Annotated in this window: 20 protein-coding genes; 15 read left to right on the top strand and 5 right to left on the bottom strand. The window is 71.7% G+C overall.

The genetic code is table 11. The features are described 5' to 3' along the window. Nucleotides 1–229: 229 nt before the first annotated feature. The 9 genes from Q2K21_RS08840 to Q2K21_RS08880 all read left to right on the top strand — a co-directional run bounded on the left by Q2K21_RS08840 (nucleotide 230) and on the right by Q2K21_RS08880 (nucleotide 9626). Nucleotides 230–913: a response regulator gene (locus Q2K21_RS08840; protein WP_310768411.1), complete on the top strand. Its 684-nt coding sequence runs from the start codon at nucleotides 230–232 to the stop codon at nucleotides 911–913. A gap of 169 nt (nucleotides 914–1082) precedes the next feature. Next, complete coding sequence (locus tag Q2K21_RS08845; protein ID WP_310768413.1) at nucleotides 1083–3797, top strand: DNA translocase FtsK; 2715 nt, start codon at nucleotides 1083–1085, stop codon at nucleotides 3795–3797. Between the two features lie 291 nt (nucleotides 3798–4088). Further along, nucleotides 4089–4958, top strand: coding sequence for a helix-turn-helix domain-containing protein (locus Q2K21_RS08850; protein WP_310768416.1), 870 nt, complete (start codon nucleotides 4089–4091; stop codon nucleotides 4956–4958). A gap of 123 nt (nucleotides 4959–5081) precedes the next feature. Beyond that, complete coding sequence (gene rimO, locus Q2K21_RS08855) at nucleotides 5082–6563, top strand: 30S ribosomal protein S12 methylthiotransferase RimO (protein ID WP_310768419.1); 1482 nt, start codon at nucleotides 5082–5084, stop codon at nucleotides 6561–6563. Then, nucleotides 6560–7420 carry a CDP-diacylglycerol--glycerol-3-phosphate 3-phosphatidyltransferase gene (pgsA, locus tag Q2K21_RS08860; RefSeq protein WP_310768423.1) on the top strand — a complete coding sequence of 287 codons (861 nt, stop codon included), beginning with the start codon at nucleotides 6560–6562 and terminating at the stop codon, nucleotides 7418–7420. Before rimO ends, pgsA begins: the two co-directional genes overlap by 4 nt. Further along, complete coding sequence (locus Q2K21_RS08865) at nucleotides 7417–7962, top strand: CinA family protein (RefSeq protein WP_310768426.1); 546 nt, start codon at nucleotides 7417–7419, stop codon at nucleotides 7960–7962. The genes pgsA and Q2K21_RS08865 overlap by 4 nt, the downstream gene beginning before the upstream one ends. 109 nt (nucleotides 7963–8071) lie before the next feature. Continuing rightward, nucleotides 8072–8449 carry a helix-turn-helix domain-containing protein gene (locus Q2K21_RS08870; RefSeq protein ID WP_055511872.1) on the top strand — a complete coding sequence of 126 codons (378 nt, stop codon included), beginning with the start codon at nucleotides 8072–8074 and terminating at the stop codon, nucleotides 8447–8449. Between the two features lie 246 nt (nucleotides 8450–8695). Beyond that, complete coding sequence (locus tag Q2K21_RS08875; RefSeq protein WP_310780749.1) at nucleotides 8696–9166, top strand: Dps family protein; 471 nt, start codon at nucleotides 8696–8698, stop codon at nucleotides 9164–9166. Between the two features lie 193 nt (nucleotides 9167–9359). Continuing rightward, a complete protein-coding gene (locus Q2K21_RS08880) occupies nucleotides 9360–9626 on the top strand; it encodes a hypothetical protein (RefSeq protein WP_310768430.1) in 267 nt (88 codons plus the stop codon). 497 nt (nucleotides 9627–10123) lie between these two features. On the opposite strand, the gene Q2K21_RS08885 is transcribed toward Q2K21_RS08880, so the two are convergent. The 3 genes from Q2K21_RS08885 to Q2K21_RS08895 all read right to left on the bottom strand — a co-directional run bounded on the left by Q2K21_RS08885 (nucleotide 10124) and on the right by Q2K21_RS08895 (nucleotide 16954). Then, nucleotides 10124–10885, bottom strand: coding sequence for an SDR family NAD(P)-dependent oxidoreductase (locus Q2K21_RS08885; protein WP_310768433.1), 762 nt, complete (start codon nucleotides 10883–10885; stop codon nucleotides 10124–10126). 33 nt (nucleotides 10886–10918) lie between these two features. Further along, a complete protein-coding gene (locus tag Q2K21_RS08890) occupies nucleotides 10919–11764 on the bottom strand; it encodes an Fpg/Nei family DNA glycosylase (RefSeq protein ID WP_310768436.1) in 846 nt (281 codons plus the stop codon). 162 nt (nucleotides 11765–11926) lie between these two features. Further along, on the bottom strand, nucleotides 11927–16954 hold the full coding sequence (locus Q2K21_RS08895; protein WP_310768439.1) for an ATP-dependent helicase: 5028 nt from the start codon (nucleotides 16952–16954) through the stop codon (nucleotides 11927–11929). 109 nt (nucleotides 16955–17063) lie between these two features. Here Q2K21_RS08895 and Q2K21_RS08900 point away from each other — a divergent pair, with 109 nt between their 5' ends. From Q2K21_RS08900 to Q2K21_RS08910, 3 genes are read left to right on the top strand one after another with little or no spacing between them, the layout of a single operon-like run. Beyond that, complete coding sequence (locus Q2K21_RS08900) at nucleotides 17064–18038, top strand: AraC family transcriptional regulator (protein ID WP_310768441.1); 975 nt, start codon at nucleotides 17064–17066, stop codon at nucleotides 18036–18038. Continuing rightward, the gene (locus tag Q2K21_RS08905) at nucleotides 17957–18718 is read left to right on the top strand and encodes an AzlC family ABC transporter permease (protein ID WP_310768444.1); all 762 of its coding nucleotides are present in this window, start codon (nucleotides 17957–17959) and stop codon (nucleotides 18716–18718) included. Before Q2K21_RS08900 ends, Q2K21_RS08905 begins: the two co-directional genes overlap by 82 nt. After that, the gene (locus tag Q2K21_RS08910) at nucleotides 18715–19023 is read left to right on the top strand and encodes an AzlD domain-containing protein (protein ID WP_310768448.1); all 309 of its coding nucleotides are present in this window, start codon (nucleotides 18715–18717) and stop codon (nucleotides 19021–19023) included. Before Q2K21_RS08905 ends, Q2K21_RS08910 begins: the two co-directional genes overlap by 4 nt. Nucleotides 19024–19079: 56 nt before the next feature. Here the strand turns inward: Q2K21_RS08910 and Q2K21_RS08915 are convergent, their stop codons facing one another. After that, nucleotides 19080–20024: a hypothetical protein gene (locus Q2K21_RS08915; RefSeq protein ID WP_310768452.1), complete on the bottom strand. Its 945-nt coding sequence runs from the start codon at nucleotides 20022–20024 to the stop codon at nucleotides 19080–19082. A gap of 80 nt (nucleotides 20025–20104) precedes the next feature. Here Q2K21_RS08915 and Q2K21_RS08920 point away from each other — a divergent pair, with 80 nt between their 5' ends. Beyond that, nucleotides 20105–20299 (top strand): DUF3046 domain-containing protein, encoded by a 195-nt coding sequence (locus Q2K21_RS08920; protein WP_310768455.1) that lies wholly within the window; start codon nucleotides 20105–20107, stop codon nucleotides 20297–20299. A 60-nt stretch (nucleotides 20300–20359) separates the two neighbouring features. Continuing rightward, nucleotides 20360–21583 carry an AI-2E family transporter gene (locus tag Q2K21_RS08925; protein WP_310768458.1) on the top strand — a complete coding sequence of 408 codons (1224 nt, stop codon included), beginning with the start codon at nucleotides 20360–20362 and terminating at the stop codon, nucleotides 21581–21583. Between the two features lie 37 nt (nucleotides 21584–21620). On the opposite strand, the gene Q2K21_RS08930 is transcribed toward Q2K21_RS08925, so the two are convergent. Further along, nucleotides 21621–22475: a hypothetical protein gene (locus Q2K21_RS08930; protein WP_310768460.1), complete on the bottom strand. Its 855-nt coding sequence runs from the start codon at nucleotides 22473–22475 to the stop codon at nucleotides 21621–21623. Nucleotides 22476–22753: 278 nt separating this feature from the next. Between Q2K21_RS08930 and recA the strand changes: the two genes are divergently transcribed. Beyond that, entirely contained in the window at nucleotides 22754–23878 is a 1125-nt protein-coding gene (gene recA / locus Q2K21_RS08935) for a recombinase RecA (RefSeq protein ID WP_310768465.1), read from the top strand.

Below are 23878 nucleotides of genomic sequence, written 5' to 3' on the forward strand. Positions count from 1 at the left end.
GCCGTGTAAAAGTGCGGTGTACGGGGAACCTTCTGGTCCCTTGCTGCGTTTCTGCTACGTGCACAGTGACATCGCGGTGACAGGGTGTGGCGACGGGCGGGGTGCGGCTACGATGACCGGCACAAGGACGGGCGGCGCAAGGGAGTCGTCCCCTGGGGCGGCGCCGGGCGGCGTCACCCCGAGTCCTCAGGACAGGGGAGGCCCCAAGCCGGGGCGAGGAGGGCGGCCCATGGTGCAGAAGGCCAAGATCCTCCTGGTCGATGACCGGCCGGAGAATCTGCTGGCGCTGGAGGCCATCCTCTCTGCGCTCGATCAGACGCTGGTCAGGGCATCGTCCGGGGAGGAAGCACTCAAGGCACTGCTGACGGACGACTTCGCGGTCATTCTGCTGGACGTCCAGATGCCGGGCATGGACGGATTCGAAACCGCCGCGCACATCAAGCGACGGGAGCGGACGCGGGACATCCCGATCATCTTCCTGACCGCCATCAACCACGGCCCGCACCACACCTTCCGCGGGTACGCGGCGGGTGCGGTGGACTACATCTCCAAGCCGTTCGACCCGTGGGTGCTGCGCGCGAAGGTGTCCGTTTTCGTCGAGCTCTACATGAAGAACTGCCAACTCCGGGAGCAGGCGGCCCTGCTGCGGCTCCAGTTGGAGGGCGGTGGCAAGTCCGCGGTGGGTGAGAACAAGGAGCCGGCCGGTCTGCTCGCCGAACTCTCCGCGCGGCTCGCGGCCGTTGAGGAACAGGCCGAGGCGCTGTCCAAGCAGCTCGACGACGACTCGGCGGACGCGGCGGCGGTGGCGACCGCCGCCCATCTCGAACGCAAACTGACGGGGCTGCGCAGGGCGCTGGACGCCCTGGAGCCGGGCACGGGCAGCGGTGCGCCGCCGGTGACGTCCCAGAACTGAAAGGCCCCCCCCGCCGGTGGGCAGATGCCCTCCGCGGGGCGGCCCGGAGTAAGCCTGTTCCGTGTCCCCTTGAGCTCGCGTCAGCTTCGCGCCTCTCAAAGGGCGACACGAACGGGTGAACTCGTGGTCACGCGTGTCCCCTCTCGTCTCCCCCGGTAACCTCACACTCATGGCCCCACGTCCCGCCGCCAAGAAGCCGCCCACGAAGAAGGCGGCCGCTCCCAGGAAGGCTCCGGCGCAGAAGGCCCCCGCCAAGAAAGCCGCCGCGAAGAAGGCGCCCGCGAAGAAGGCGCCTGCCAAGAAGGCGGCGACGAAGAAGCCCGCCCCCGCGCCGGCGCCCAATCCGACCGCGGGCGTGTACAGACTCGTACGCGCCCTCTGGCTCGGCGTCGCGCATGCCGTCGGAGCCATGTTCCGCGGTCTGGGGCGGGGCGCGAAGGGGCTCGACCCGGCGCACCGCAAGGACGGCCTCGCGCTCCTGCTGCTCGGTCTCTCACTGATCGTCGCGGCGGGCACCTGGGCAAATCTGCGCGGTCCCGTCGGCGACCTCGTCGAGATGCTGGTGACCGGCGCCTTCGGCCGCCTCGACCTGCTCGTGCCGCTCCTGCTCGGCGCGATCGCCGTGCGCCTGATCCTCCACCCGGAACGACCGGAGGCCAACGGCCGTATCGTCATCGGCCTGTCCGCGCTCGTCATCGGTGTGCTCGGCCAGGTCCACATCGCCTGCGGCGCGCCCGCGCGCAGCGAGGGCATGCAGGCGATAAGGGACGCCGGCGGACTCATCGGCTGGGGCACGGCCACCCCGCTGACGTACACCATGGGCGCCGCCCTCGCCGTACCCCTGCTCGTCCTGCTCACGTTCTTCGGCCTGCTCGTCGTCACCGCGACGCCCGTCACCGCCATCCCACAGCGGCTGCGGCTGCTCGGCGTGAAGCTCGGGGTCCTGCACGACCCCGCGGACGACGCCGGAATCGAGGACGACGAGCGCTACGACGAGCAGTGGCGCGAGGCACTGCCGCGCACCCGGCGGCGCGGGCCCGTCGCCGAGCCGTACGACCCGGAGGGAACCGAGCAGGAGGCGCTCTCCAAGCGCCGCGGCCGTCCCCGCCGCCCCACCGTGCAGCCCGCCATGGGCCGGGAGATGGACGCCGTGGACGTCGCAGCGGCCGCCGCTGCCGCCCTGGACGGCGCCGTCCTGCACGGCATGCCGCCGTCCCCGATCGTCGCCGACCTCACCCAGGGGGTGACCGTCGGGGACCGGGAGCCGACGACGCCGACGCCCGTACCGGCCGCACGCCCCCAGCAGGAAAGGCTCACGGTCGAGTCCGTGGTGCCCGACCTGACCAAGGCGGCACCCCAGGAGCCGCGCGACCTGCCGCCGCGCGCCGAGCAGCTCCAGCTCTCCGGCGACATCACCTACGCGCTGCCGTCCCTGGACCTCCTGGAGCGCGGCGGCCCGGGCAAGGCGCGCAGCGCCGCCAACGACGCCGTCGTCGCCTCGCTCACCAACGTGTTCTCCGAGTTCAAGGTCGACGCGGCCGTCACCGGCTTCACGCGCGGCCCGACGGTCACGCGGTACGAGGTCGAACTGGGCCCCGCCGTCAAGGTCGAGCGGATCACCGCGCTCACCAAGAACATCGCGTACGCCGTCGCCAGCCCCGACGTGCGGATCATCAGCCCGATCCCCGGCAAGTCCGCGGTCGGCATCGAGATCCCGAACACCGACCGGGAGATGGTCAACCTCGGTGACGTGCTGCGGCTCGCGGACGCCGCCGAGGACGACCACCCGATGCTGGTCGCGCTCGGCAAGGACGTCGAGGGCGGCTATGTGACGGCCAACCTCGCGAAGATGCCGCACATCCTCGTCGCCGGTGCGACGGGTTCCGGTAAGTCGTCCTGCATCAACTGCCTGATCACCTCGATCATGGTCCGGGCGACCCCCGAGGACGTGCGCATGGTCCTCGTCGACCCCAAGCGTGTCGAACTGACCGCGTACGAGGGCATCCCGCACCTGATCACGCCGATCATCACCAACCCCAAGCGGGCCGCCGAGGCGCTCCAGTGGGTCGTACGCGAGATGGATCTGCGCTACGACGACCTGGCGGCGTACGGCTTCCGGCACATCGACGACTTCAACGAGGCCATCAGGAACGGCAAGGTCAAGCCGCCCGAGGGCAGTGAGCGCGAGCTACAGCCGTACCCGTACCTGCTGGTGATCGTCGACGAGCTGGCCGACCTGATGATGGTCGCCCCGCGCGACGTCGAGGACGCGATCGTGCGTATCACGCAGCTCGCGCGCGCGGCCGGCATCCACCTGGTGCTCGCCACGCAGCGGCCGTCCGTGGACGTCGTCACCGGTCTGATCAAGGCGAACGTGCCCTCCCGGCTCGCCTTCGCCACCTCGTCCCTGGCCGACTCGCGCGTCATCCTCGACCAGCCCGGCGCCGAGAAGCTGATCGGCAAGGGCGACGGGCTCTTCCTGCCGATGGGCGCGAACAAGCCGACGCGTATGCAGGGCGCCTTCGTGACCGAGGAGGAGGTCGCGGCGGTGGTCCAGCACTGCAAGGACCAGATGGCGCCCGTCTTCCGGGACGACGTCACCGTCGGCACCAAGCAGAAGAAGGAGATCGACGAGGACATCGGCGACGACCTCGACCTGCTGTGCCAGGCGGCCGAGCTGGTCGTCTCCACGCAGTTCGGGTCGACCTCGATGCTCCAGCGGAAGCTGCGTGTCGGCTTCGCCAAGGCCGGACGACTGATGGACCTCATGGAGTCGCGGAACATCGTCGGACCCAGCGAGGGTTCCAAGGCGCGTGATGTTCTTGTGAAACCCGACGAGCTGGACGGCGTGCTCGCCGTGATTCGGGGGGAGTCTCAACCGTAGGGACTCGGGCGCTCCCGGTGCGCCGTTCGAGTGGGTCGTTCGAGCGCGGTCGTCCGCAGCCGACACCGCGCTCGGCCATTCGGCCGTGACCCACTCGTAAGCGATCCGTGAGCAACCGTTCCTCTGTGGTGTACGTCAATTTGAGGGAGGGGACAGGTATATGTCCCAGCATCAGGATGACCGGCCATTCTGATGGCGTACAAAGTCCTACCGCCCGGTTGCCCCACCCTTTCGTACCCACCCTAGACTGAACGTCCAGCACAGGTGGCTACACGCTCGAAAGGCGCCCCCGTGTCCATCGGCAACTCCCCTGACGGCAACTTCCCTGAGGACGCCCGTCCGTTCGACGGCGATCGCGATGACGCCCGCGCGTCGGATCGCCTCTCGATCGGCCGAACCCTGCAACAGGCGCGCATCGCGGCCGGGCTGACCGTCGACGACGTCAGCAACGCCACCCGGGTCCGTGTCGCCATCGTGCACGCGATCGAACAGGACGACTTCGCCCCCTGCGGCGGGGATGTCTACGCCCGCGGTCACCTTCGCACGCTCGCGAGGGCCGTGCACCTCGACCCGGCCCCGCTGCTCGAACGGTACGCCGCCGAGCACGGCGGACGTCCCGCCCCGACCCCCGCGGCTCCGCTCTTCGAGGCGGAACGTATCCGCCCTGAACGGCGCGGGCCCAACTGGACGGCGGCCATGGTCGCCGCGATCGTCGCGGTGATCGGTTTCGTCGGGTTCACCGTGGTCAAGGGCACCGGTGGCGGGGACGGTACGAAGACGCAGGTCGCCGAGGGCTCCACGCCGACCACCAGCAAGCACGCCTCGCCCAAGCCCAAGAACAGCAAGCCCGCCGATCAGAAGCCCGAGCCGTCCGACAGCGCCATCGCGGCCGCGCCCCGGGACAAGGTGACCGTCCAGGTCAGCGCCGTCGACGGCCGCAGTTGGATCGCTGCCAAGGATCACAACGGCAGGACCCTCTTCGACGGACTGCTCAAGAAGGGCGACTCGCAGACCTTCCAGGACAAGGAGAAGATCGACCTGGTCCTCGGCGACGCGGGCGCCGTCCAGCTGTACGTCAATGGCAAGAAGATCCAGGACGACTTCCGGCCCGGCGCGGTCGAGCGCCTGACCTACACCAAGGGCGATCCCGTCACCGGATGACGGTCGCCCAGGGCGCCCGAAGGGTGCCCAAGCGGGCTCAAGGGGTACGTACACACGGGGTTGGCCAAGATCGGCCAACCCCGTCGACGTGGGGTGTCAGCGGGACGAAGTAGTCTTGAGCCCATGCCTGAACGCCGTACCGTCGCACTCGTCACCCTTGGCTGCGCCCGTAACGAGGTGGACTCGGAGGAGCTCGCAGGCCGTTTGGAGGCGGACGGCTGGCAGCTCGTGGAGGACGCCGAGCACGCGGATGTCGCCGTCGTGAACACTTGTGGCTTCGTCGAGGCCGCGAAGAAGGACTCCGTCGACGCCCTGCTTGAAGCGAACGACCTCAAGGGCCATGGCAGAACCCAGGCCGTCGTGGCGGTGGGCTGCATGGCCGAGCGGTACGGCAAGGAGCTCGCCGAGGCCCTGCCGGAGGCCGACGGCGTGCTCGGCTTCGACGACTACGCGAACATCTCGGACCGCCTCCAGACCATCCTGAACGGCGGCATCCACGCCTCGCACACCCCGCGCGACCGGCGCAAGCTGCTGCCGATCAGCCCGGCGGAGCGGCAGTCCGTCTCCGACGTGGCCCTTCCGGGGCACGGCGCCCCGACGGACCTTCCCGAGGGTGTTGCCCCCCAGTCCGGCCCCCGCGCGCCCCTGCGCCGCCGCCTGGACGGCTCCCCGGTCGCCTCCGTGAAGCTCGCCTCCGGCTGCGACCGACGGTGCTCCTTCTGCGCCATCCCGTCCTTCCGCGGCTCGTTCATCTCGCGCCGCCCGAGCGACGTGCTGAACGAGACGCGCTGGCTGGCCGAGCAAGGCGTCAAGGAGATCATGCTGGTCTCCGAGAACAACACCTCCTACGGCAAGGACCTGGGCGACATCCGCCTCCTGGACTCCCTGCTGCCCGAGCTCGCCGAGGTGGACGGGATTGAGCGTGTCCGCGTCAGCTACCTCCAGCCGGCGGAGATGCGGCCCGGACTCATCGACGTGCTGACCTCGACCCCCAAGGTCATGCCGTACTTCGACCTGTCCTTCCAGCACTCCGCGCCCGGTGTGCTGCGCGCGATGCGGCGCTTCGGCGATACCGACCGCTTCCTGGAGCTGCTCGACACCATCCGCGGCAAGGCGCCGCAGGCCGGTGTGCGCTCCAACTTCATCGTGGGCTTCCCCGGCGAGAGCGAGGCCGATCTGGCCGAGCTGGAGCGCTTCCTGAACCACGCGCGGCTGGACGCGATCGGTGTCTTCGGCTACTCCGACGAGGAGGGCACCGAGGCGGCGACCTACGACGACAAGCTCGACGAGGACGTCGTCGCCGAGCGGCTGGAGCGTGTCTCCCGGCTGGCCGAGGAGCTGGTCTCGCAGCGCGCCGAGGAGCGCGTGGGCGAGACCGTGCACGTCCTCGTCGAGTCGGTGGACGAGGACGACGAGGAGGGGGCCGCTTACGGCCGCGCCGCGCACCAGGCGCCCGAGACGGACGGCCAGGTGCTGTTCACGAGCGGCGAAGGCCTTGTCGTCGGCCGTATGGTCGAGGCGAAGGTGGTCGGTACGGAGGGTGTCGATCTGGTGGCCGAGCCGCTTGCCGGCTCGATCGGCTGTACTGAGGAGGCGGGCAGATGACCGGAATCCCGGCCTCCGCGGCGGGCGGCTCCTCCAGCGCGCGGGGAGCGGCGTCCGCGGCGGGCGGCTCCGGTGCCGCCGGCCTCTCGGGCGCCAAGGGGGCCAAGGGGGCTTCCGGCGTCCCGGTAGCCAAGGCGGTGAAGGGCCCGGGCCAGGGCCAGAATCCTGGGACGCCCGGTGCCTCCGATGCCCGTTCCGACGCCCATTCCGATGTCGAGGAGGGCGTACGCCCGGCGCGGGGCGGCAAGCTGACGGCCGCCGCGGTCAACCAGGCCAGCGTCTGGAACGTCGCCAACCTCCTGACGATGCTCCGCCTGCTCCTCGTACCGGGCTTCGTCGCGCTGATGCTGCAGGACGGCGGATACGACCCGGCGTGGCGCTCGTTCGCCTGGGCGGCCTTCGCCATCGCCATGATCACCGACCTGTTCGACGGTCATCTGGCGCGCACTTACAACCTCGTCACCGACTTCGGGAAGATCGCCGATCCGATTGCCGACAAGGCGATCATGGGCGCGGCGCTGATCTGCCTGTCCTCGCTCGGCGACCTGCCGTGGTGGGTGACGGGCGTGATCCTCGGCCGCGAGCTCGGCATCACCCTGCTGCGCTTCCTGGTGATCCGCTACGGCGTGATCCCGGCAAGCCGCGGCGGCAAGCTGAAGACGCTGACGCAGGGCGTGGCCGTCGGTATGTACGTCCTGGCGCTGACGGGATGGCTCGCGACCCTGAGGTTCTGGGTGATGGCCGTGGCGATCGTCCTGACCGTCGTCACCGGACTCGACTATGTGAGACAGGCCATTGTGCTGCGCAGGCGTGGAATCGCCGAGCGCCGCGCCGCGGCCGAGGAGGCGGAGCGGTGAATTCCCTGGCCGCCGAAGTGCTGCGACTACTGACGGTGAGAGGCGAGACGCTCGCCGTCGCCGAGTCGCTCACCGGTGGCCTGGTGGCCGCGGAGATCACGGCGGCGCCCGGGGCCTCCAAGGCATTCCGTGGCTCCGTCACCGCGTACGCCACTGATCTGAAGCGGGACGTCCTCGGTGTGGACGGCACCCTGCTGGCCGCACGTGGGGCGGTGGATCCGCAGGTCGCGGCCCAGATGGCGGCCGGCGTGCGCAAGACGCTCGGCGCGGACTGGGGACTTGCGACGACCGGCGTGGCCGGGCCCGAGCCGCAGGACGGGCAGCCGGTCGGCACGGTTTTCGTGGCCGTGGACGGGCCGTTCGAAGAGGTTTCCGACGAACTTGGTGGCGGGAAAGTGGTCGCGCTGCGGTTGAACGGCGACCGTGCGGAAATCCGTATGGAGAGTGTACGGAGCGTACTCGCACTGCTCCTGGAGGCGCTTGCGGGCGAACAGACCGGGAACGAGCGGGCACAGGATACGGAACAGAACGGGGGGACTTGATGTTTACAGCCCTTAGTGAACACAACAGCGCTCCCCGCACGGCCGCGGCGCAAGGCGGTACGGTGGGGCGTGAAGGATGCGGTTTCGCGGTCCGAGGAGGGAGCCACCGATGATTCTGCTCCGTCGCCTGCTGGGTGACGTGCTGCGTCGGCAGCGCCAGCGCCAGGGCCGTACTCTGCGCGAAGTCTCCTCGTCCGCCCGAGTTTCGCTCGGCTATCTCTCCGAGGTGGAGCGGGGGCAGAAGGAGGCGTCCTCCGAGCTGCTCTCCGCGATCTGCGACGCGCTGGACGTACGGATGTCCGAGCTCATGCGGGAAGTGAGCGACGAACTCGCGCTCGCCGAGCTGGCACAGTCTGCGGCGGCCACCGAGCCGGTGCCCGCACCGGTGCGTCGCCCGATGCTCAATTCCGTGTCCGTCGCCGGTGTCCCACCGGAACGGGTCACGATCAAGGCGCCCACCGAGGCAGTGGACGTGGTCGCCGCCTGATTCTCGCACGCATGGGCGAGTGAGGCGGCGATGTGTACGAGAGCCCCGGCCGGGGCTTCTCCGGGGAGACCCGGAGGGGCGCGGCCGGGGCTCTCGCGCGTGCGGGCAAGCGGGGCGCATCCGCGGTGACGGTGGCCTGGTGTCGGGCTTCCGTGGGCGGTCTGTCCCGTTTGCCGGGGCCGGACGGTGCGGTCATGGTGGAAGGGCGGGGGCTCGGGACCGTACGAACGCTTGCGGAGGATGCCGATGTACGTCGTGAAGAGCCCGCTGTCCGACACGGACCTCAAGACCGTCTCCGAGGCGCTGCAGGGCGCTCTGGTCGACCTGCTGGACCTCTCCCTGGTGGCGAAGCAGGTCCACTGGAACGTGATCGGGCCACGCTTCCGCTCCATTCACCTCCAGCTCGACGAGGTGGTCGACACCGCGCGGCGGCACTCCGACACCGTGGCGGAACGGTCCTCGGCGCTGGGCGTCCCGCCGGACGGGCGCGCCGCGACGGTCGCCCAGGGCAGCGGCATCGGCAACGTGCCCCAGGGCTGGGTCAAGGACACCGACGCGGTGGGCACGCTCGTTTCGGCGCTCGGCGCGGTGATCGCGCGCATGCGGGAGCGGGTGGGGGCGACCGCCGATCCGGATCCCGTGAGCCAGGACATCTTCATCGCCATCACCGCGGAACTCGAGAAGCACCACTGGATGTTCCAGGCGGAGAACGGGTGAGCACCGAGTACCGCGAGGGACCTCCGCGCCCGGGCGGCGTCCCCTGTGGGGGACGGTGTGCGCGGGGTGCGCCGGGTGCGACGGATGCCGGGGGCCGCGGCAGGGCCCGGTGCGCCCGTGTGCCGCTGGTGCGCCCTCCCGGGCCGTGACGCGGCGTTCTAGGGTCTGGTTCCTCGGGTTGGAGGTGACGACCATGGCGGGGCGCACAGCGCGCTGGGGGGTGGCGCTGGCGCTGGGTGCGCTGTGGTGGTGGGGGGTGCTCCGACTCGTGCTGGCACCCGATGCCGGGGTGCTGGAGGGGGCGGTCGCGATCGGGGGGTGGGGGCTGAGCCTGCTGCCGGTGCACTGTGTGCCGAAGGCCCGGGCCGTGGGGGCGGCCGGGTCGGATCAGTGGGCGCGGTCCTGGCGCCGCCGGTGGCGGGCCGCGCGGGGGCGCGAGAGGGGCGCGCACTCTGGGTGAGGGGCGGGGCGGGAAGGGGGAGTGGACGGGGCCGGCAGGACGGCGTCCGGGGGCGTTCAGGGGACCCCCGGGGGCGGTCGACGGCCGCCCCGACCGCATGTTGCCGCCTGAGCCCCTCACCAGGGCCCGTTCGCGGCGGTCGCCAGGGTTTGTTCGAGGCGGTCGCCAGGCTTGTTCGAGGCGGTCACCGGGGCCTGTCCAGGAGGGTCCGCCGGGGCTTGTTCGCGGCGGTCATCGGGGCTTGTTCGAGGGGGTCAGCAAGGTCTGTTCGAGGCGGTCATCGGGGCCTGTTCGCGGCGGTCACCAAGATCTGTTCGAGAAGGTCGGCAGGGTCTGATGCAGGTGGTCACCGGGGCCGGTCCGGGATGTCTACCGGGGCCCGTTCGGAGGTGGTCACCGGGGCCTCTCCAAGGCGGCCATGAGGCCTGTCCAGGGCGTCTACGGGCTCTGTCCAGGGCGGTCGCGAAGGCTGTCCGCAGGTCAGCCGTCCAAAGGTCTCACCAGGGCATCGCCACACCGCCGTTCGGGCGGAGGATCTGGCCCGTGGTGAAGGACGCGGCGTCGGAGGCCAGGTGCAGGACCGTGTGAGCGATGTCCTCCGGTTCGCCGACGCGGCCCAGCGGTGACATCCGGGCCATGAACGCCTCTGTCTGCGCCTGGGTTTCCCCGTGACGGTCCGTCATCGGGGTACGGGTCCATCCCGGCGCCACCGCGTTGACCCGGATACCGTGCCGTCCGACCTCGGTCGCCAGGGTCTTCGTCAGCTGCACCACCGCCGCCTTCGCCACGCCGTAGCAGAGCAAGCCCGGCCCGCCGGTGTCGACGGCGCTCGATGCCATCGTCACGATGCTGCCGCGCGTGCCGTCCGCGATCATGCGGCGGGCCGCCTCCTGGCAGGCGTAGAGCACGCCCTTGAAGTTGACGGCCAGCACCCGGTCGAGGTCCTCGTCCCGAGTCTCCAGGACCGGGCTGCTGTGCATGATCCCGGCCACGGCCGCCATCGCGTCGAGGCGCTCGCAGGACCCGACCGCCTGGCGTAGCTGCGCCCGGTCGGTCACGTCCAGGTGGTGGACGAGGGCCGTGCCGCCGTGGTCCTTGATCAGGGTGGCCGTGTCGTGCAGGCCCTGCGCGTCTCGGTCCGCGCAGTGCACGGTCGCGCCGGCCTGCGCCAACAGCACGGCCGAGGCCCGGCCGATGCCGCTGGCGGCGCCGGTGACGAATGCGGTGCGTCCGGTGAGGTCGTACGCCGTGACGGGCATGACAGTGACGGTACGAGGGTTTCTGACGGACCGTCAATTAGTCGTGCGGTGGCGGGTGCTACGGCGGTCCGTTTTCGGACCCGGGGCCGGAACCGGGCCCCATTGGCAGGTCGGGCACCAGTACGTCGGCCGCTCCCGGGAGCCGTCGCCCTGGTCGGCCACCTGGATCGGGGTGCCGCAGTGCAGACAGGGGCGGGGCGCGCGGCCGTACACGAAGAGGTTCGGCTCGCGCCGGCCCGTGGTGCTGCGGGCCGGCCGGTCGCGGTTGGCCTCCAGGAGCCTCTTGGCGAGGCCGGGGAGGCGGGCGGTGTGCTCGGCGGGGAGGTCGCCGACGGGGATCCACGGGGTCGCCCGTAGCAGGAAGCACAACTCGCTCTTGTAGACATTGCCGATACCGGCCAGGTTGCGCTGGTCGAGGAGGGCCTCGCCGAGGGGGCGGGCAGGCTCGCGCAGCAGGTTCTCCAGCGCCTTTCCGGGGTCCCAGTCGGGTCCGAGGAGGTCGGGGCCCAGGTGGCCCACGGCGCGGTCCTCGTCGGCGGTGCGGAGCAGCTCCAGGACGGGCAGGCGGTAGCCGACGGCCGTACGGTCCGCGGTGCCGAGGATCGCCCGGATCTGGTGGGCCGGACCGCCGCTCCAACGCTGCCCCGCCGCGTAGACCTTCCACGAGCCGTCCATCTTCAGGTGCGAGTGCAGCGTGAGCCCGCCCTCGATACGAGTGAGGAGGTGCTTGCCGCGCGGGGTGACGCCCAGGACGGTGCGGCCGGTGAGGTCCGCCGTGGCGTACTTGGGCACCCGTAGGTCGGAACGCGTCAGCACCTTCCCCGCGAGCGCCCCGTGCAGACGCTTCGCGGCTTGGTAGACGGTGTCACCTTCGGGCATGGGTCAAGGGTGGCACGTCTGGCGCGCTGGGGGCTCGGGGAGGGAGCGCCGGACGGGTGCGTGCCGGAACGGTGGCGCGGCTGTCGGCTCCTACCGTGACCGTCCAGGCGGCGGTGGCGCCCGCGCCCCACGGTGTCGTGCCCTCGCCAGGGTGCCGGAGGCTCACGCGCGGATGCGCAGCCCCCGCGGGGTCGCGATGAAGCCCGCTCCTTCCAGGAGGATGCCGAACGGGGACGAGAGGGCGGAGGCGCCATTGACGCGCTCCACCGTGACCGTGCCGAGGGAGCCCGCCCGGGCGGCCGTCCCGAGGGCCTCGGCGGCCGTGCGCAGGCGGGCGTCCTCCGTCGGCTTGGCCTCCGGGTCGGAGGGCCAGGCCAGCAGGGTCTTTCCACCGCGCTCCATGTAGAGCGTGAGCTCCCCGTCGACCAGGACGACCAGCGAACCGGCCTTGCGCCCCGGCTTGTGTCCGGCACCCGTCGGCGGCTCGGGCCAGGGGAGCGCCGAGCCGTAAGCGTTCGCCGGGTCGGCGGCCGCCAGGACCACGGCCCGCGCGGAGCCGGTGACCCGGGTGCGGTTCGGCGGCAGGCCCTGCCCCTGCCGTCCGTATGGGGAGCGGGCGCCGGGTTCGGCGGTGGAGAAGCCGGAGCCTGAGCGCGGGCCTCCGAAACCGGGGGCCGAGAACGGGTCCGGGGCAGTCGACCCCATGTCGAACGCGTCGGCGAAGCCTGTGCCGAACGGACCCTCGAAACCGTCGTGGTCACCGATGCCCGACGGATCGTCCAGGCCCTCGGGGTAGCCGGTACCGGACAGGGCGTCCGAGCCGTCGAACGGGCCGCGTCCGGCGGCCGGAGCTCCGGTGGCGGACGGGTGTGCGTGTCCCCCGGTGAAGCCGTTCGTGAAGCCGTTCCCGGCGGTGGTACCCGACCCCGCGCCGGGCAGTGGCTCCCCGCGCTCGCGCGCGTTCGCCACCGCGCGCAGCCGGTCCACCGCGCCGTCCATCGCGAACTGCGCGGCGCCGAGCCCCTCGACCACATAGCCGCGTCGCGCCTGACCGCTCTCCTCGAAGGCGGACAGGATACGATACGTCGCCGAGAAGCCACCCTCCACGCCCTCCGCGGCCACCGCGCCCCGGGTCACCACGCCGTGCCGGTCCAGCAGCGTCCGGGCCAGGGCGTGGGCGCGCACGGTGGGGTCCGCCTCGCGGGCGGGGAGCAGTGACCAGCGGCCCGCGACGGTCGGCGGGCCCGTACGGGACTGGGGGCGGGCGGCGGCCGTCAGCGAGCCGTACCGTCCGCGCGGGACCGTGCGCTTGGCGCGGTGGGCGGTGGAGCCCGCGGTGCGGCCCGAGCCGAGCAGCGACCGCATCGGTGCGAGCGTGTCGTTCGTCAGCCGTCCCGACCACGCCAGGTCCCAGACGATCTCCGCCAGTTGGGGATCAGTGACGTCCGGATGCGTCGTGGCGCGGACCTGGTCGGCGATCTGACGGAAGAACAGGCCGTAACCGCCCGAGAGGGTGTCCAGGACCGACTGGTGCAACGCGGTCAGCTCCAGCGGGTGCGGGGCGGGCAGGAGCAGCGGCGCGGCGTCCGCCAGGTAGAGGGAGATCCAGCCGTCCTTGCCGGGCAGCGCGCCCGCGCCTGCCCACACCACCTCGCCCGCGGCGGTGAGTTCGTCCAGCATCCCGGGGGCGTAGTGGGCGACGCGGGACGGCAGGACGAGCTTCTCCAGAGCGGACGCGGGCACGGACGCGCCCTGCAACTGCTCGATGGCACGCACCAGCCCATCGACGCCCCGCAGCCCGTGTCCGCTGCCGACGTGTTGCCACTGCGGCAGGAACTGCGCCAGCGCGGCCGCAGGCACCGGCTCCAACTCGTGCCGCAGCGCCGCCAGCGAACGGCGTCGCAGCCTGCGCAGCACCGCCGCGTCGCACCACTCCTGGCCGATCCCCGCGGGATGGAACTCTCCCTGGACGATCCGGCCGGACGCCGAAAGCCGTTGCAGCGCGCCCTCGGTGACGGCCACACCGAGTCCGAACCGCGCGGCCGCGGTCGCCGACGTGAACGGGCCGTGCGTGCGTGCGTACCGCGCGAGCAGATCGCCCAGCGGGTCCTTGACCGGCTCGGTGAAGGCCTCGGGGACGCCCACCGGAAGTGCCGTGCCGAGCGCGTCGCGCAGCCGGCCCGCGTCCTCGATCGCCGCCCAGTGGTCGGCGCCCGCGATACGGACCTTGATGGCGCGGCGGGCGGCGGCCAGCTCCTGGGCCCAGTGCGGCTCGGCGCCGCGCTCCGCCAGCTCGGCGTCCGTGAGCGGGCCCAGCAGCCGCAGCACGTCCGCGACACCTTCGATGTCCTTGACGCGCCGGTCCTCGGTCAACCACTGCAGCTCGCGCTCCAGCTCGGTCAGGACCTCGGCGTCCAACAGCTCGCGCAGCTCCGCCTGGCCCAGCAGCTCGGCCAGCAGCCGGGAGTCCAGCGACAGCGCGGCGGCGCGCCGCTCGGCCAGCGGCGAGTCCCCCTCGTACAGGAACTGCGCGACGTACCCGAACAGGAGCGAGCGGGCGAAGGGCGACGGCTCCGGGGTGGTGACCTCGACGAGCCGCACCTTGCGCGACTCGAGGTCGCCCATCAGCTCGACGAGGCCCGGGACGTCGAAGACGTCCTGGAGGCATTCGCGGACCGCTTCCAGGACGATCGGGAACGAGCCGAACTCGCTCGCCACCTGGAGCAGTTGGGCCGCACGCTGGCGCTGCTGCCACAGCGGGGTGCGCCTGCCGGGGTTGCGGCGCGGCAGCAGCAGCGCGCGGGCGGCGCACTCGCGGAACCGGGACGCGAACAGCGCCGAGCCGCCGACCTGGTCGGTGACGATCTGGTCGACCTCGCCCTTGTCGAAGGCCACGTCCGCCGCGCCGACGGGCGCCTGCTCGGCGTCGTATTCCGTGCCCGCCTTCATCGGCTCCTGGTCGAGCAGGTCGAGACCCATCAGGTCGGCGTCGGGCAGGCGCAGCACGATGCCGTCGTCGGCGTGCATGACCTGGGCGTCCATGCCGTACCGCTCGGCCAGCCGGGCCCCCAGTGCGAGCGCCCACGGGGCGTGGACCTGGGCGCCGAAGGGGGAGTGCACCACGACCCGCCAGTCGCCCAGTTCGTCCCGGAACCGCTCGACGACGATCGTTCGGTCGTCGGGGACATGGCCGCAGGCCTCGCGCTGTTCGTCCAGGTACGACAGAACGTTGTCGGCGGCCCAGGCGTCGAGCCCCGCGGCCAGCAGCCTCAGCCGTGCGTCCTCCTTGGACAGCGAGCCCACCTCGCGCAAGAACGCGCCCACCGCGCGCCCCAGTTCGAGTGGGCGGCCCAGCTGGTCGCCCTTCCAGAAGGGCAGCCGGCCCGGGACGCCGGGCGCGGGGGAGACCAGGACGCGGTCGCGCGTGATGTCCTCGATGCGCCAGGAGCTGGTGCCCAGCGTGAACACGTCCCCGATACGGGACTCGTACACCATCTCCTCGTCCAGCTCACCGACCCGGCCGCCACCCTTCTTCGGGTCGGCCCCGGCGAGGAAGACCCCGAAGAGTCCCCGGTCCGGAATCGTGCCCCCGGAGGTGACGGCGAGCCGCTGGGCGCCCGGGCGGCCGGTGATCGTGCCCGCGACCCGGTCCCACACGACGCGCGGCCGCAGCTCCGCGAACGCGTCGGAGGGATAGCGGCCGGCGAGCATGTCCAGCACCGCCGTGAACGCCGACTCGGGCAGCGAGGCGAACGGCGCCGCCCGGCGGACCGTGGCGAGGAGGTCGTCGAACTGCCACGTGTCGAGTGCCGTCATGGCGACGAGCTGCTGGGCGAGCACGTCCAGCGGGTTCGCCGGAACCTTCAGCGACTCGATGGAGCCGGTGCGCATCCGCTCGGTGACCACGGCGGCCTGGACGAGGTCGCCGCGGTACTTGGGGAAGACCACACCCGTGGAGACGGCGCCCACTTGGTGGCCCGCGCGGCCCACGCGTTGCAGCCCGGAGGCCACCGACGGCGGTGACTCGACCTGGACGACGAGGTCCACCGCGCCCATGTCGATGCCCAGCTCCAGGCTGGAGGTGGCGACCACGGCGGGCAGCCGGCCCGCCTTCAGGTCCTCCTCGACGAGGGCGCGCTGCTCCTTGGAGACCGAGCCGTGGTGGGCACGGGCCAGCACCGGGGGCGCTCCCTGGGCCGCGCCCGAGCCGCCCATCAGCTGGGCGGGAGCGTGGTGCTCCTCCAGCGCTTCACCGGTGGCCCGCTCGTAGGCGATCTCGTTGAGCCGGTTGCACAGTCGCTCCGCGAGACGGCGGGAGTTGGCGAACACGATCGTGGAGCGGTGCGCCTGGACCAGGTCGGCGATCCGCTCCTCGACGTGCGGCCAGATGGACGGGCGCTCCGCGCCCTCGGTCCCGTCGCTGACCGGGGAGCCGCCCAGCTCGCCCATGTCCTCGATAGGCACGACGACGGAGAGGTCGAACTCCTTGCCGGACTTCGGCTGGACGATCTCGACCTTGCGGCGCGGCGAGAGGAAGCGGGCGACCTCGTCCACCGGGCGCACGGTGGCGGACAGGCCGATGCGGCGCGCGGGCTTCGGCAGCAGCTCGTCCAGGCGCTCCAGGGAGAGCGCCAGATGTGCGCCCCGCTTGGTGCCCGCCACCGCGTGCACCTCGTCCAGGATCACCGTCTCCACGCCCGTCAGAGCGTCGCGCGTGGCCGACGTCAGCATCAGGAACAGCGACTCCGGGGTGGTGATCAGGATGTCCGGCGGGCGCGTGGCCAGGGCGCGGCGCTCGGCGGCCGGGGTGTCGCCGGAGCGGATGCCCACCTTCACCTCCGGCTCGGGCAGGCCGAGCCGCACCGACTCCTGGCGGATGCCCGTGAGCGGACTGCGCAGATTCCGCTCCACGTCGACCGCGAGGGCCTTCAGCGGGGACACGTACAGCACCCGGCAGCGCTTCCTGGGGTCGGCGGGCGGCGGCGTGGAGGCCAGCTGGTCGAGCGCCGCGAGGAACGCGGCCAGCGTCTTGCCGGAGCCGGTCGGGGCGACCACCAGCACGTCCGAGCCCTGGGCGATGGCGCGCCACGCCCCGGCCTGGGCCGCGGTGGGCGCGGAGAACGCCCCCGTGAACCAGCCGCGGGTCGCGGGGGAGAAGCCGTCGAGGGCTCGGTGTGCGGAGCTGACCATGCGTCCATCCTGCACCCGCCCACTGACAATGCCTCCGACCTGCGAAAACGCAGGGAGAAGCAGCGGCGGGCGCGGAAGGGTCCGCCCGGCCGTGGCACAGAATGGGGCCATGGCAGCTTCCGGTGAGCGGGCGCGGCACTGGCAGTACGAGGAACTGCCCGGTGTCGACCTGCTGCGGGCCCGCTACATCCGCAAGACCTTTGTGCGGCACACCCATGAGCACTTCGTGATCGCGGCCATCGCCGACGGCGTCGAGGTCTTCCACCACGGCGGCGCCGACCAGTATGCGGGCCCGGGCGCCCTTGCGCTGGTCAACCCCGACACCCCGCACACGGGCCGGGCCGACGGCCCCGAGGGCTGGCGGTACGGGGCCGTGTATCCCTCGCCGGAGCTGGTGGCCGAGATCGCCGCCGAGACCACAGCCCTGCGCGGCACCCCGGGCTTCGCCAGTCCGGTGCTGGAGGATCCCTATGCCGCCGGCTTGGTCCACGAGGTGCTCCGGGCCGCGGACGAGGGCAACGCGCTCGCCGCCGACACCCTGCTGCGGGTCACCGTGACCCGGCTGCTGCGGCTCAACGGCGGGCCGATGCCGCAGCGCGCCGTGCGCACCGCCGGCGCCCGGACAGCCGCACGCGCGCGTGCCGTGCTCGAGGAGCGGATGGCGGAGCCCCCGACCCTGGAACGGCTCGCGACCGACCTCGGCACCAGCCCCTTCGCCCTGCTGCGCGCCTTCCGCGACACCTACGGCATGCCGCCGCACGCCTGGCTCACCGACGCCCGCGTCCGCCGGGCCCGGCACCTCCTGGACGCCGGCATCGCGCCCGCGGGGGCGGCCGCCGCGGTCGGTTTCACCGACCAACCGCACCTCAACCGCCACTTCACGCGCATCGTCGGCGTGCCTCCCGGGGCGTACCAGCGCGAGCGCAGGAGCGACGGGCCGCGCACCCCGGGGCGCAAGAACGTACAAGACCCGCGGGAGCGGCTGCTCGTACCGTCCGGGGCGTGGCAGAACAGACCGCTCTCGCAGACGTACACGGGGAAGACGACGGCAAGCCGGACGCCGCCGTCGTCCGGGACGCCCTAGGAGTAGGGGTCGCCGTAGGGCTGTCCGGCTTCGCCTTCGGGGTGACCTCGGCCGGCAGTGGTCTCACGCTGCTGCAGACCTGTGCGCTCAGCCTTTTGGTGTTCACCGGCGCATCGCAGTTCGCCCTCGTGGGCGCGCTCGCGGCCGGGGGCAACCCGTTCACGGCGGCCGCGGGCGCCTTCTTCCTGGGTGTGCGGAACGCGTTCTACGGGCTGCGTCTGTCGCAGTTGCTGGCACTCCCGCGCGCGGTGCGGCCGTTTGCCGCCCAGTGGGTCATCGACGAGACGGCCGCCGTCGCGCTGGCCCAGCCCACGCGGCGGAGCGTCCGGATCGGCTTCACGGTCACCGGGTTGGCCCTCTACGTGCTGTGGAACCTGACCACGCTCCTGGGGGCCGTCGGCGCGCAGGCCATCGGCGACACCGACGTGTGGGGGTTGGACGCCGCCGGGCCGGCGGTGTTCCTGGCGCTGCTCGCGCCGATGCTGAAGAGCGCCAGGGAGCGCGTCGTGGCGGGCGCCGCAGTGGTGCTGGGGCTCGGCCTGCTGCCGGTTCTGCCCGCCGGCGTACCGGTCCTGGCGGCGGCATTGGCGGCGCCGGCCGTCCTCTACCTGGAGGGGCGCCGCCGCGGTGCGGGCGAGCCCAAGAAGACGATCAACGACGCACGGAGGGAGGAGCGTTGAACATCTGGATCGCGATCGGCGTGACCGCCGTCGGCTGCTACGCGGTCAAACTCGTCGGACTGTTGGTCCCCGAAGGGCTCCTGGAGCGGCCGCTCGTCCAGCGGCTCGCGGCCCTGCTGCCCGTCGCCCTCCTGGCCGCCCTCACGGCCCAGCAGACCTTCGCCGACGGCCGCGCCCTGGTGCTGGACGCCCGGACCGCGGGGCTCGCCGCGGCGGCCCTGGCACTGCTCCTGCGTGCCCCGTTCCTGCTCGTCGTCGCCGCGGCGGTCGTGGCGACGGCGGGGGTACGCGCGATGACGGGCTGACCGGACGCCCGTCCCCGTCTGTCCGGCGATGCACGCTCCCGCCGTGCCCGTCCCCGTCAGCCGATGGCTCGTCCGTACGCCCGTAGAGTGCGCAGCGCCTCGATGGTCACCATGGGGCGGCATTCCAGGGCGGTGCCCGGAGCCCACTGGCGCCAGAGGATCGGCCAGCCGCCGTCCTCCTGCTGCGCGGCCGCCAGGAAGTCCAGGGCGTGTGCCATCTCCTCGTCGGTGAACCACGCGCGCGCGAGGGAGTCCGGGGTACGCGCGAAGTCGTACGGGAAGTGGTGCTCGCCGGGCGCGTACCCGGCGGCGACCGGATACGCCTCCAGGCGGTTCGGATCCAGGACCGCGAGCCGCTGTTCGCGCACCAGACGCCCCAGGCGGTCCGCGGCCGCCTCCGCGCGCGGGCGGTCGGGTGCCGAGTCCAGGAACGCCACGGCTGCCTCGATCTCGTACGGATGCGACTTCTCCAGGGACTCGACCGTCTGCCAGCAGAAGTCGGTGGCCCGGAACAGCCACGCGTGCCACACCTCGTTGCGGTGCAGCAGGCCCACCACGGGACCCGTGGCGAGAAGGTCGCTCGGCGGGTCGTCGACGACCGGCACGAAGGGGGCCGCCGGATAGCCGCGCTGGCTGGGATGGATCGCCGGAAGCGCGCCGTCCGGCGTCGAGACGGCGGTCAGATAGCGGCACACGCGCTCCACCCGCTGCCCGCCGCAGCGACCGATCGAGTCGAGGACGCGCAGCGCGTGCGCGGTGTGCAGGGGCTGGCTGACGGGACCACGCAGATCGGGTTCGAGGGCGTGACCGTATCCCTCGTCCGCATTGCGGTAGGCGGCCAGCGCGGTCTCCACCGGGTCGGCGGCGCCGCCCAGGAAGTGGTACGCGAAGCGGCGCTGCTCCAGCACGCGCGCGGTGAGCCAGATGAACTGCTCGGCGCGGGACAGCGGGGAGCGCGCCGAGGGCGTAGGGGGGAGTGGGGATGCTCCGGATTCGGCCATGGATCAGACCGTAGGACGGAAAGCGTTCTCGACAAGCGGTCCCGGCCCGGGCCCACTCTCAGGAGCGTGATACTGGAGTCATGCGGTTGACGGTCTTCTGGCAGCGGATGGCGGCTCACTTCGGAGAGGGGTACGCCGACACCTTCGCGCGCGATCACGTGATGTCGGAGCTCGGCGGGCGCACGGTGCACCAGGCGCTGGACGCCGGCTGGGAGGCCAAGGACGTGTGGCGCGCGGTGTGCACGGCCGTGAACATTCCGTACGACAAGCGCTGAAGGGCCACGAAGATCCGCAGGCAATCGCCGAATGTCGGTGGCGTGGGCGAGACTTGCCCCGTGTCCTCGACAGATGAGACCGCGCAGGTCCCCCAGCAGGAATCACCGTTCGGCCCGACACCGCCCGACCCGCCCCCGGCGGGTACCGGCGCCGTGCCGAGCGTCCGCATGCCGCGCTGGCTGCCGCGCGCCATGGTGCTGGCCCTCGCCCTCGTCGCCGTGTTCCAGCTCGGCAGCTGGGCGTTCCACCAGCTCACCGGGCTGCTGATCAACATACTCATCGCGTTCTTCCTGGCGCTCGCCATCGAGCCGGCGGTGAGCCGGATGGCCGTTCGTGGCATGCGCCGGGGGCTGGCCACCTTCCTGGTCTTCCTCGGCCTGACGGTCGCCGTCGCCGGGTTCGTCACGCTGCTCGGCTCGATGCTCGCGGGCCAGATCGTCAAGATGGTCGAGGGCTTTCCGGACTACCTCGACTCCCTGATCAGCTGGATCAACACGACGTTCCACACCGACCTCAGACGCGTGGACGTGCAGGACAGCCTGGTCCACTCCGACTGGCTCAGGAAGTACGTCCAGAACAGCGCCACCGGCGTGCTCGACGTCTCCGCGCAGGTCCTGGGCGGCCTCTTCCGGCTGCTGACGATCGCGCTGTTCTCGTTCTACTTCGCCGCCGACGGGCCGCGGCTGCGGCGGGCGCTGTGCTCCGTGCTGCCGCCCGCCCGGCAGGCCGAGGTCCTGCGCGCGTGGGAGATAGCCGTCGACAAGACGGGCGGGTACCTCTACTCACGCGGCCTGATGGCGCTGATCTCGGGCATAGCGCACTACGTCCTGCTGGTGGCGCTGGGCATTCCGTACGCGCCCGTGCTCGCCGTCTGGGTCGGCCTGGTCTCGCAGTTCATCCCGACCATCGGCACCTATCTCGCGGGCGCCCTGCCGATGCTGATCGCCTTCACGGTGGCCCCCTGGTACGCGCTGTGGGTGCTGGTCTTCGTCGTGGTCTACCAGCAGTTCGAGAACTACATGCTGCAGCCCAAGCTGACCGCGAGGTCGGTGGACATCCACCCCGCGGTCGCCTTCGGGTCGGTCATCGCGGGCACCGCCCTCCTCGGTGCGGTGGGAGCGCTGATCTCCATCCCGGCGGTCGCCACGCTGCAGGCCTTCCTGGGGGCGTACGTGAAGCGGTACGACGTCACGGACGATCCCCGTGTCCAGGGGCACCGGACACGGGGATCGGACAGCCTCACCGCGCGCCTGCGGCGGGTGTTCCCCCGCCTCACAAGGTGAGTCACGGGGTGCGTCACCAGACGGGTCGGGGGATGAGTCACCAGGTGAGCGCCGCCCATACCCCCGCGCCGAGCACGGCGGCCGCGTAGGTTCCCACCGCGGCGTGGACGATCCGCTGCTTCGTGGCGTCGCTCCAGGACGTGCGGGACAGCAGCCAGGCCAGTGCGGGCAGTACCAGCACCGCGTGCAGGCTCACCCCGTGCAGAGGCTTGAGCGGGGTCGTGGAGTGGTACGCCGCCTGCTGATGCCCGGTGCGGGACAGCACGACCCCGCGCGCGATCATCACGGCGCCCGACAGCAGCGCGACGATCAGGATCGCGAACCCGGAGCGCAGCGCGAGCGGCATGCCCAGCGGTCCGTCGGGCCGGTGCCGGAACGCGGCGGCGGCGAACGCCGAGAGCACGACGACCAGGACACCGCCGCCCACCGCGAGCGTCATCGCGATCACGGTGTCGAACGGCGTACCCGTGTTGAGGTGCGAGGGCACGTGGCGCCACGCCTGAACGGTGATCCCCGCGACCTCCACGACGCAGTCGGCGGCGAACACGACGAGCAGGACGGCACGCGTCCGCGCGCCGGCGCGCAGGTACGACGTCACCCAGGTGACCGCGATGAGCGTCAGCCCGAAGGAGAGCCCGAAGGTGACGGGCTTGCGCCAGGAGACGGGGCCGTACCAGGGACCTCCGTCGACGGCGAACACCAGCAGGTGCGCGAGGCCGGACAGTGCGAGGACGGCGCCGGTCGCGTAGCCGAGGCGTTCGGAGGGGCGGGCGGCATGCCACAAGGTGCTCGCCGAAGCGCCCGTTCGGCCGCCGGGGCGCAGGTCGGTGGCGGTCTCGGCCGACAGCGCCGGAGCGATGACGGGCGGGGTGTGGATTGCATCACGGTCCATGAGGACAGCCTCGACGCGACGGACCGCGCGGTCGTCGTACGGTCGAAGGCTCCTGCCGTACACCCCCGGAAGCAGCCACGGGGTGCGCTTGACACGAAAATCGAACATCCATTCTTATGGAGGCTCCGGCAGGGCTCTCGGCGGGGATTTCGACGCGGTTTTCATGGAGAAGTGCCCGAGTTATCCACAGGCCGGACGGGCGTCGGGGCGCATTGTCAGTGGCAGGCGTTAGCGTCTTTGACGTGAAGCGATCGACTCAAGCAAACCGGGTGGAACCCATGGCAGGAACCGACCGCGAGAAGGCGCTGGACGCCGCGCTCGCACAGATTGAACGGCAATTCGGCAAGGGCGCGGTCATGCGCATGGGCGAGCGGTCGAAGGAGCCCATCGAGGTCATCCCGACCGGGTCTACCGCGCTCGACGTGGCGCTCGGCGTCGGTGGCCTGCCGCGCGGCCGTGTCGTCGAGATCTACGGACCGGAGTCCTCCGGTAAGACGACCCTGACCCTGCACGCGGTGGCGAACGCCCAGAAGGCCGGCGGCCAGGTCGCCTTCGTGGACGCGGAGCACGCCCTCGACCCCGAGTACGCGCGCAAGCTGGGCGTCGACATCGACAACCTGATCCTCTCCCAGCCGGACAACGGCGAGCAGGCGCTGGAAATCGTGGACATGCTGGTCCGCTCCGGCGCGCTCGACCTCATCGTCATCGACTCCGTCGCGGCGCTCGTCCCGCGCGCGGAGATCGAGGGTGAGATGGGCGACAGCCACGTGGGTCTGCAGGCCCGTCTGATGAGCCAGGCCCTGCGGAAGATCACCAGCGCGCTCAACCAGTCGAAGACCACCGCGATCTTCATCAACCAGCTCCGCGAGAAGATCGGCGTGATGTTCGGCTCGCCGGAGACCACGACCGGTGGCCGGGCGCTGAAGTTCTACGCCTCGGTGCGCATCGACATCCGCCGCATCGAGACCCTGAAGGACGGCACGGAGGCGGTCGGCAACCGCACCCGCTGCAAGGTCGTCAAGAACAAGGTCGCCCCGCCCTTCAAGCAGGCCGAGTTCGACATCCTCTACGGCCAGGGCATCAGCCGCGAGGGTGGCCTGATCGACATGGGCGTGGAGCACGGCTTCGTCCGCAAGGCCGGTGCCTGGTACACGTACGAGGGCGACCAGCTCGGCCAGGGCAAGGAGAACGCCCGCAACTTCCTGAAGGACAACCCCGACCTCGCCAACGAGATCGAGAAGAAGATCAAGGAGAAGCTGGGCGTGGGTGTTCGCCCCGAGGAGCCCACCGCCGAGCCGGGCGCCGACGCGTCGAGCGTCAAGCCCGAGGCCGAGGACGCCGCCAAGACGGCCGCCCCGGCGGCCAAGGCCGCCAAGTCCAAGGCCCCGGCGGCCAAGAGCTAG

Origin of the sequence: Streptomyces sp. CGMCC 4.7035 (assembly GCF_031583065.1) — a bacterium.
Classification (GTDB): domain Bacteria; phylum Actinomycetota; class Actinomycetes; order Streptomycetales; family Streptomycetaceae; genus Streptomyces; species Streptomyces yaanensis.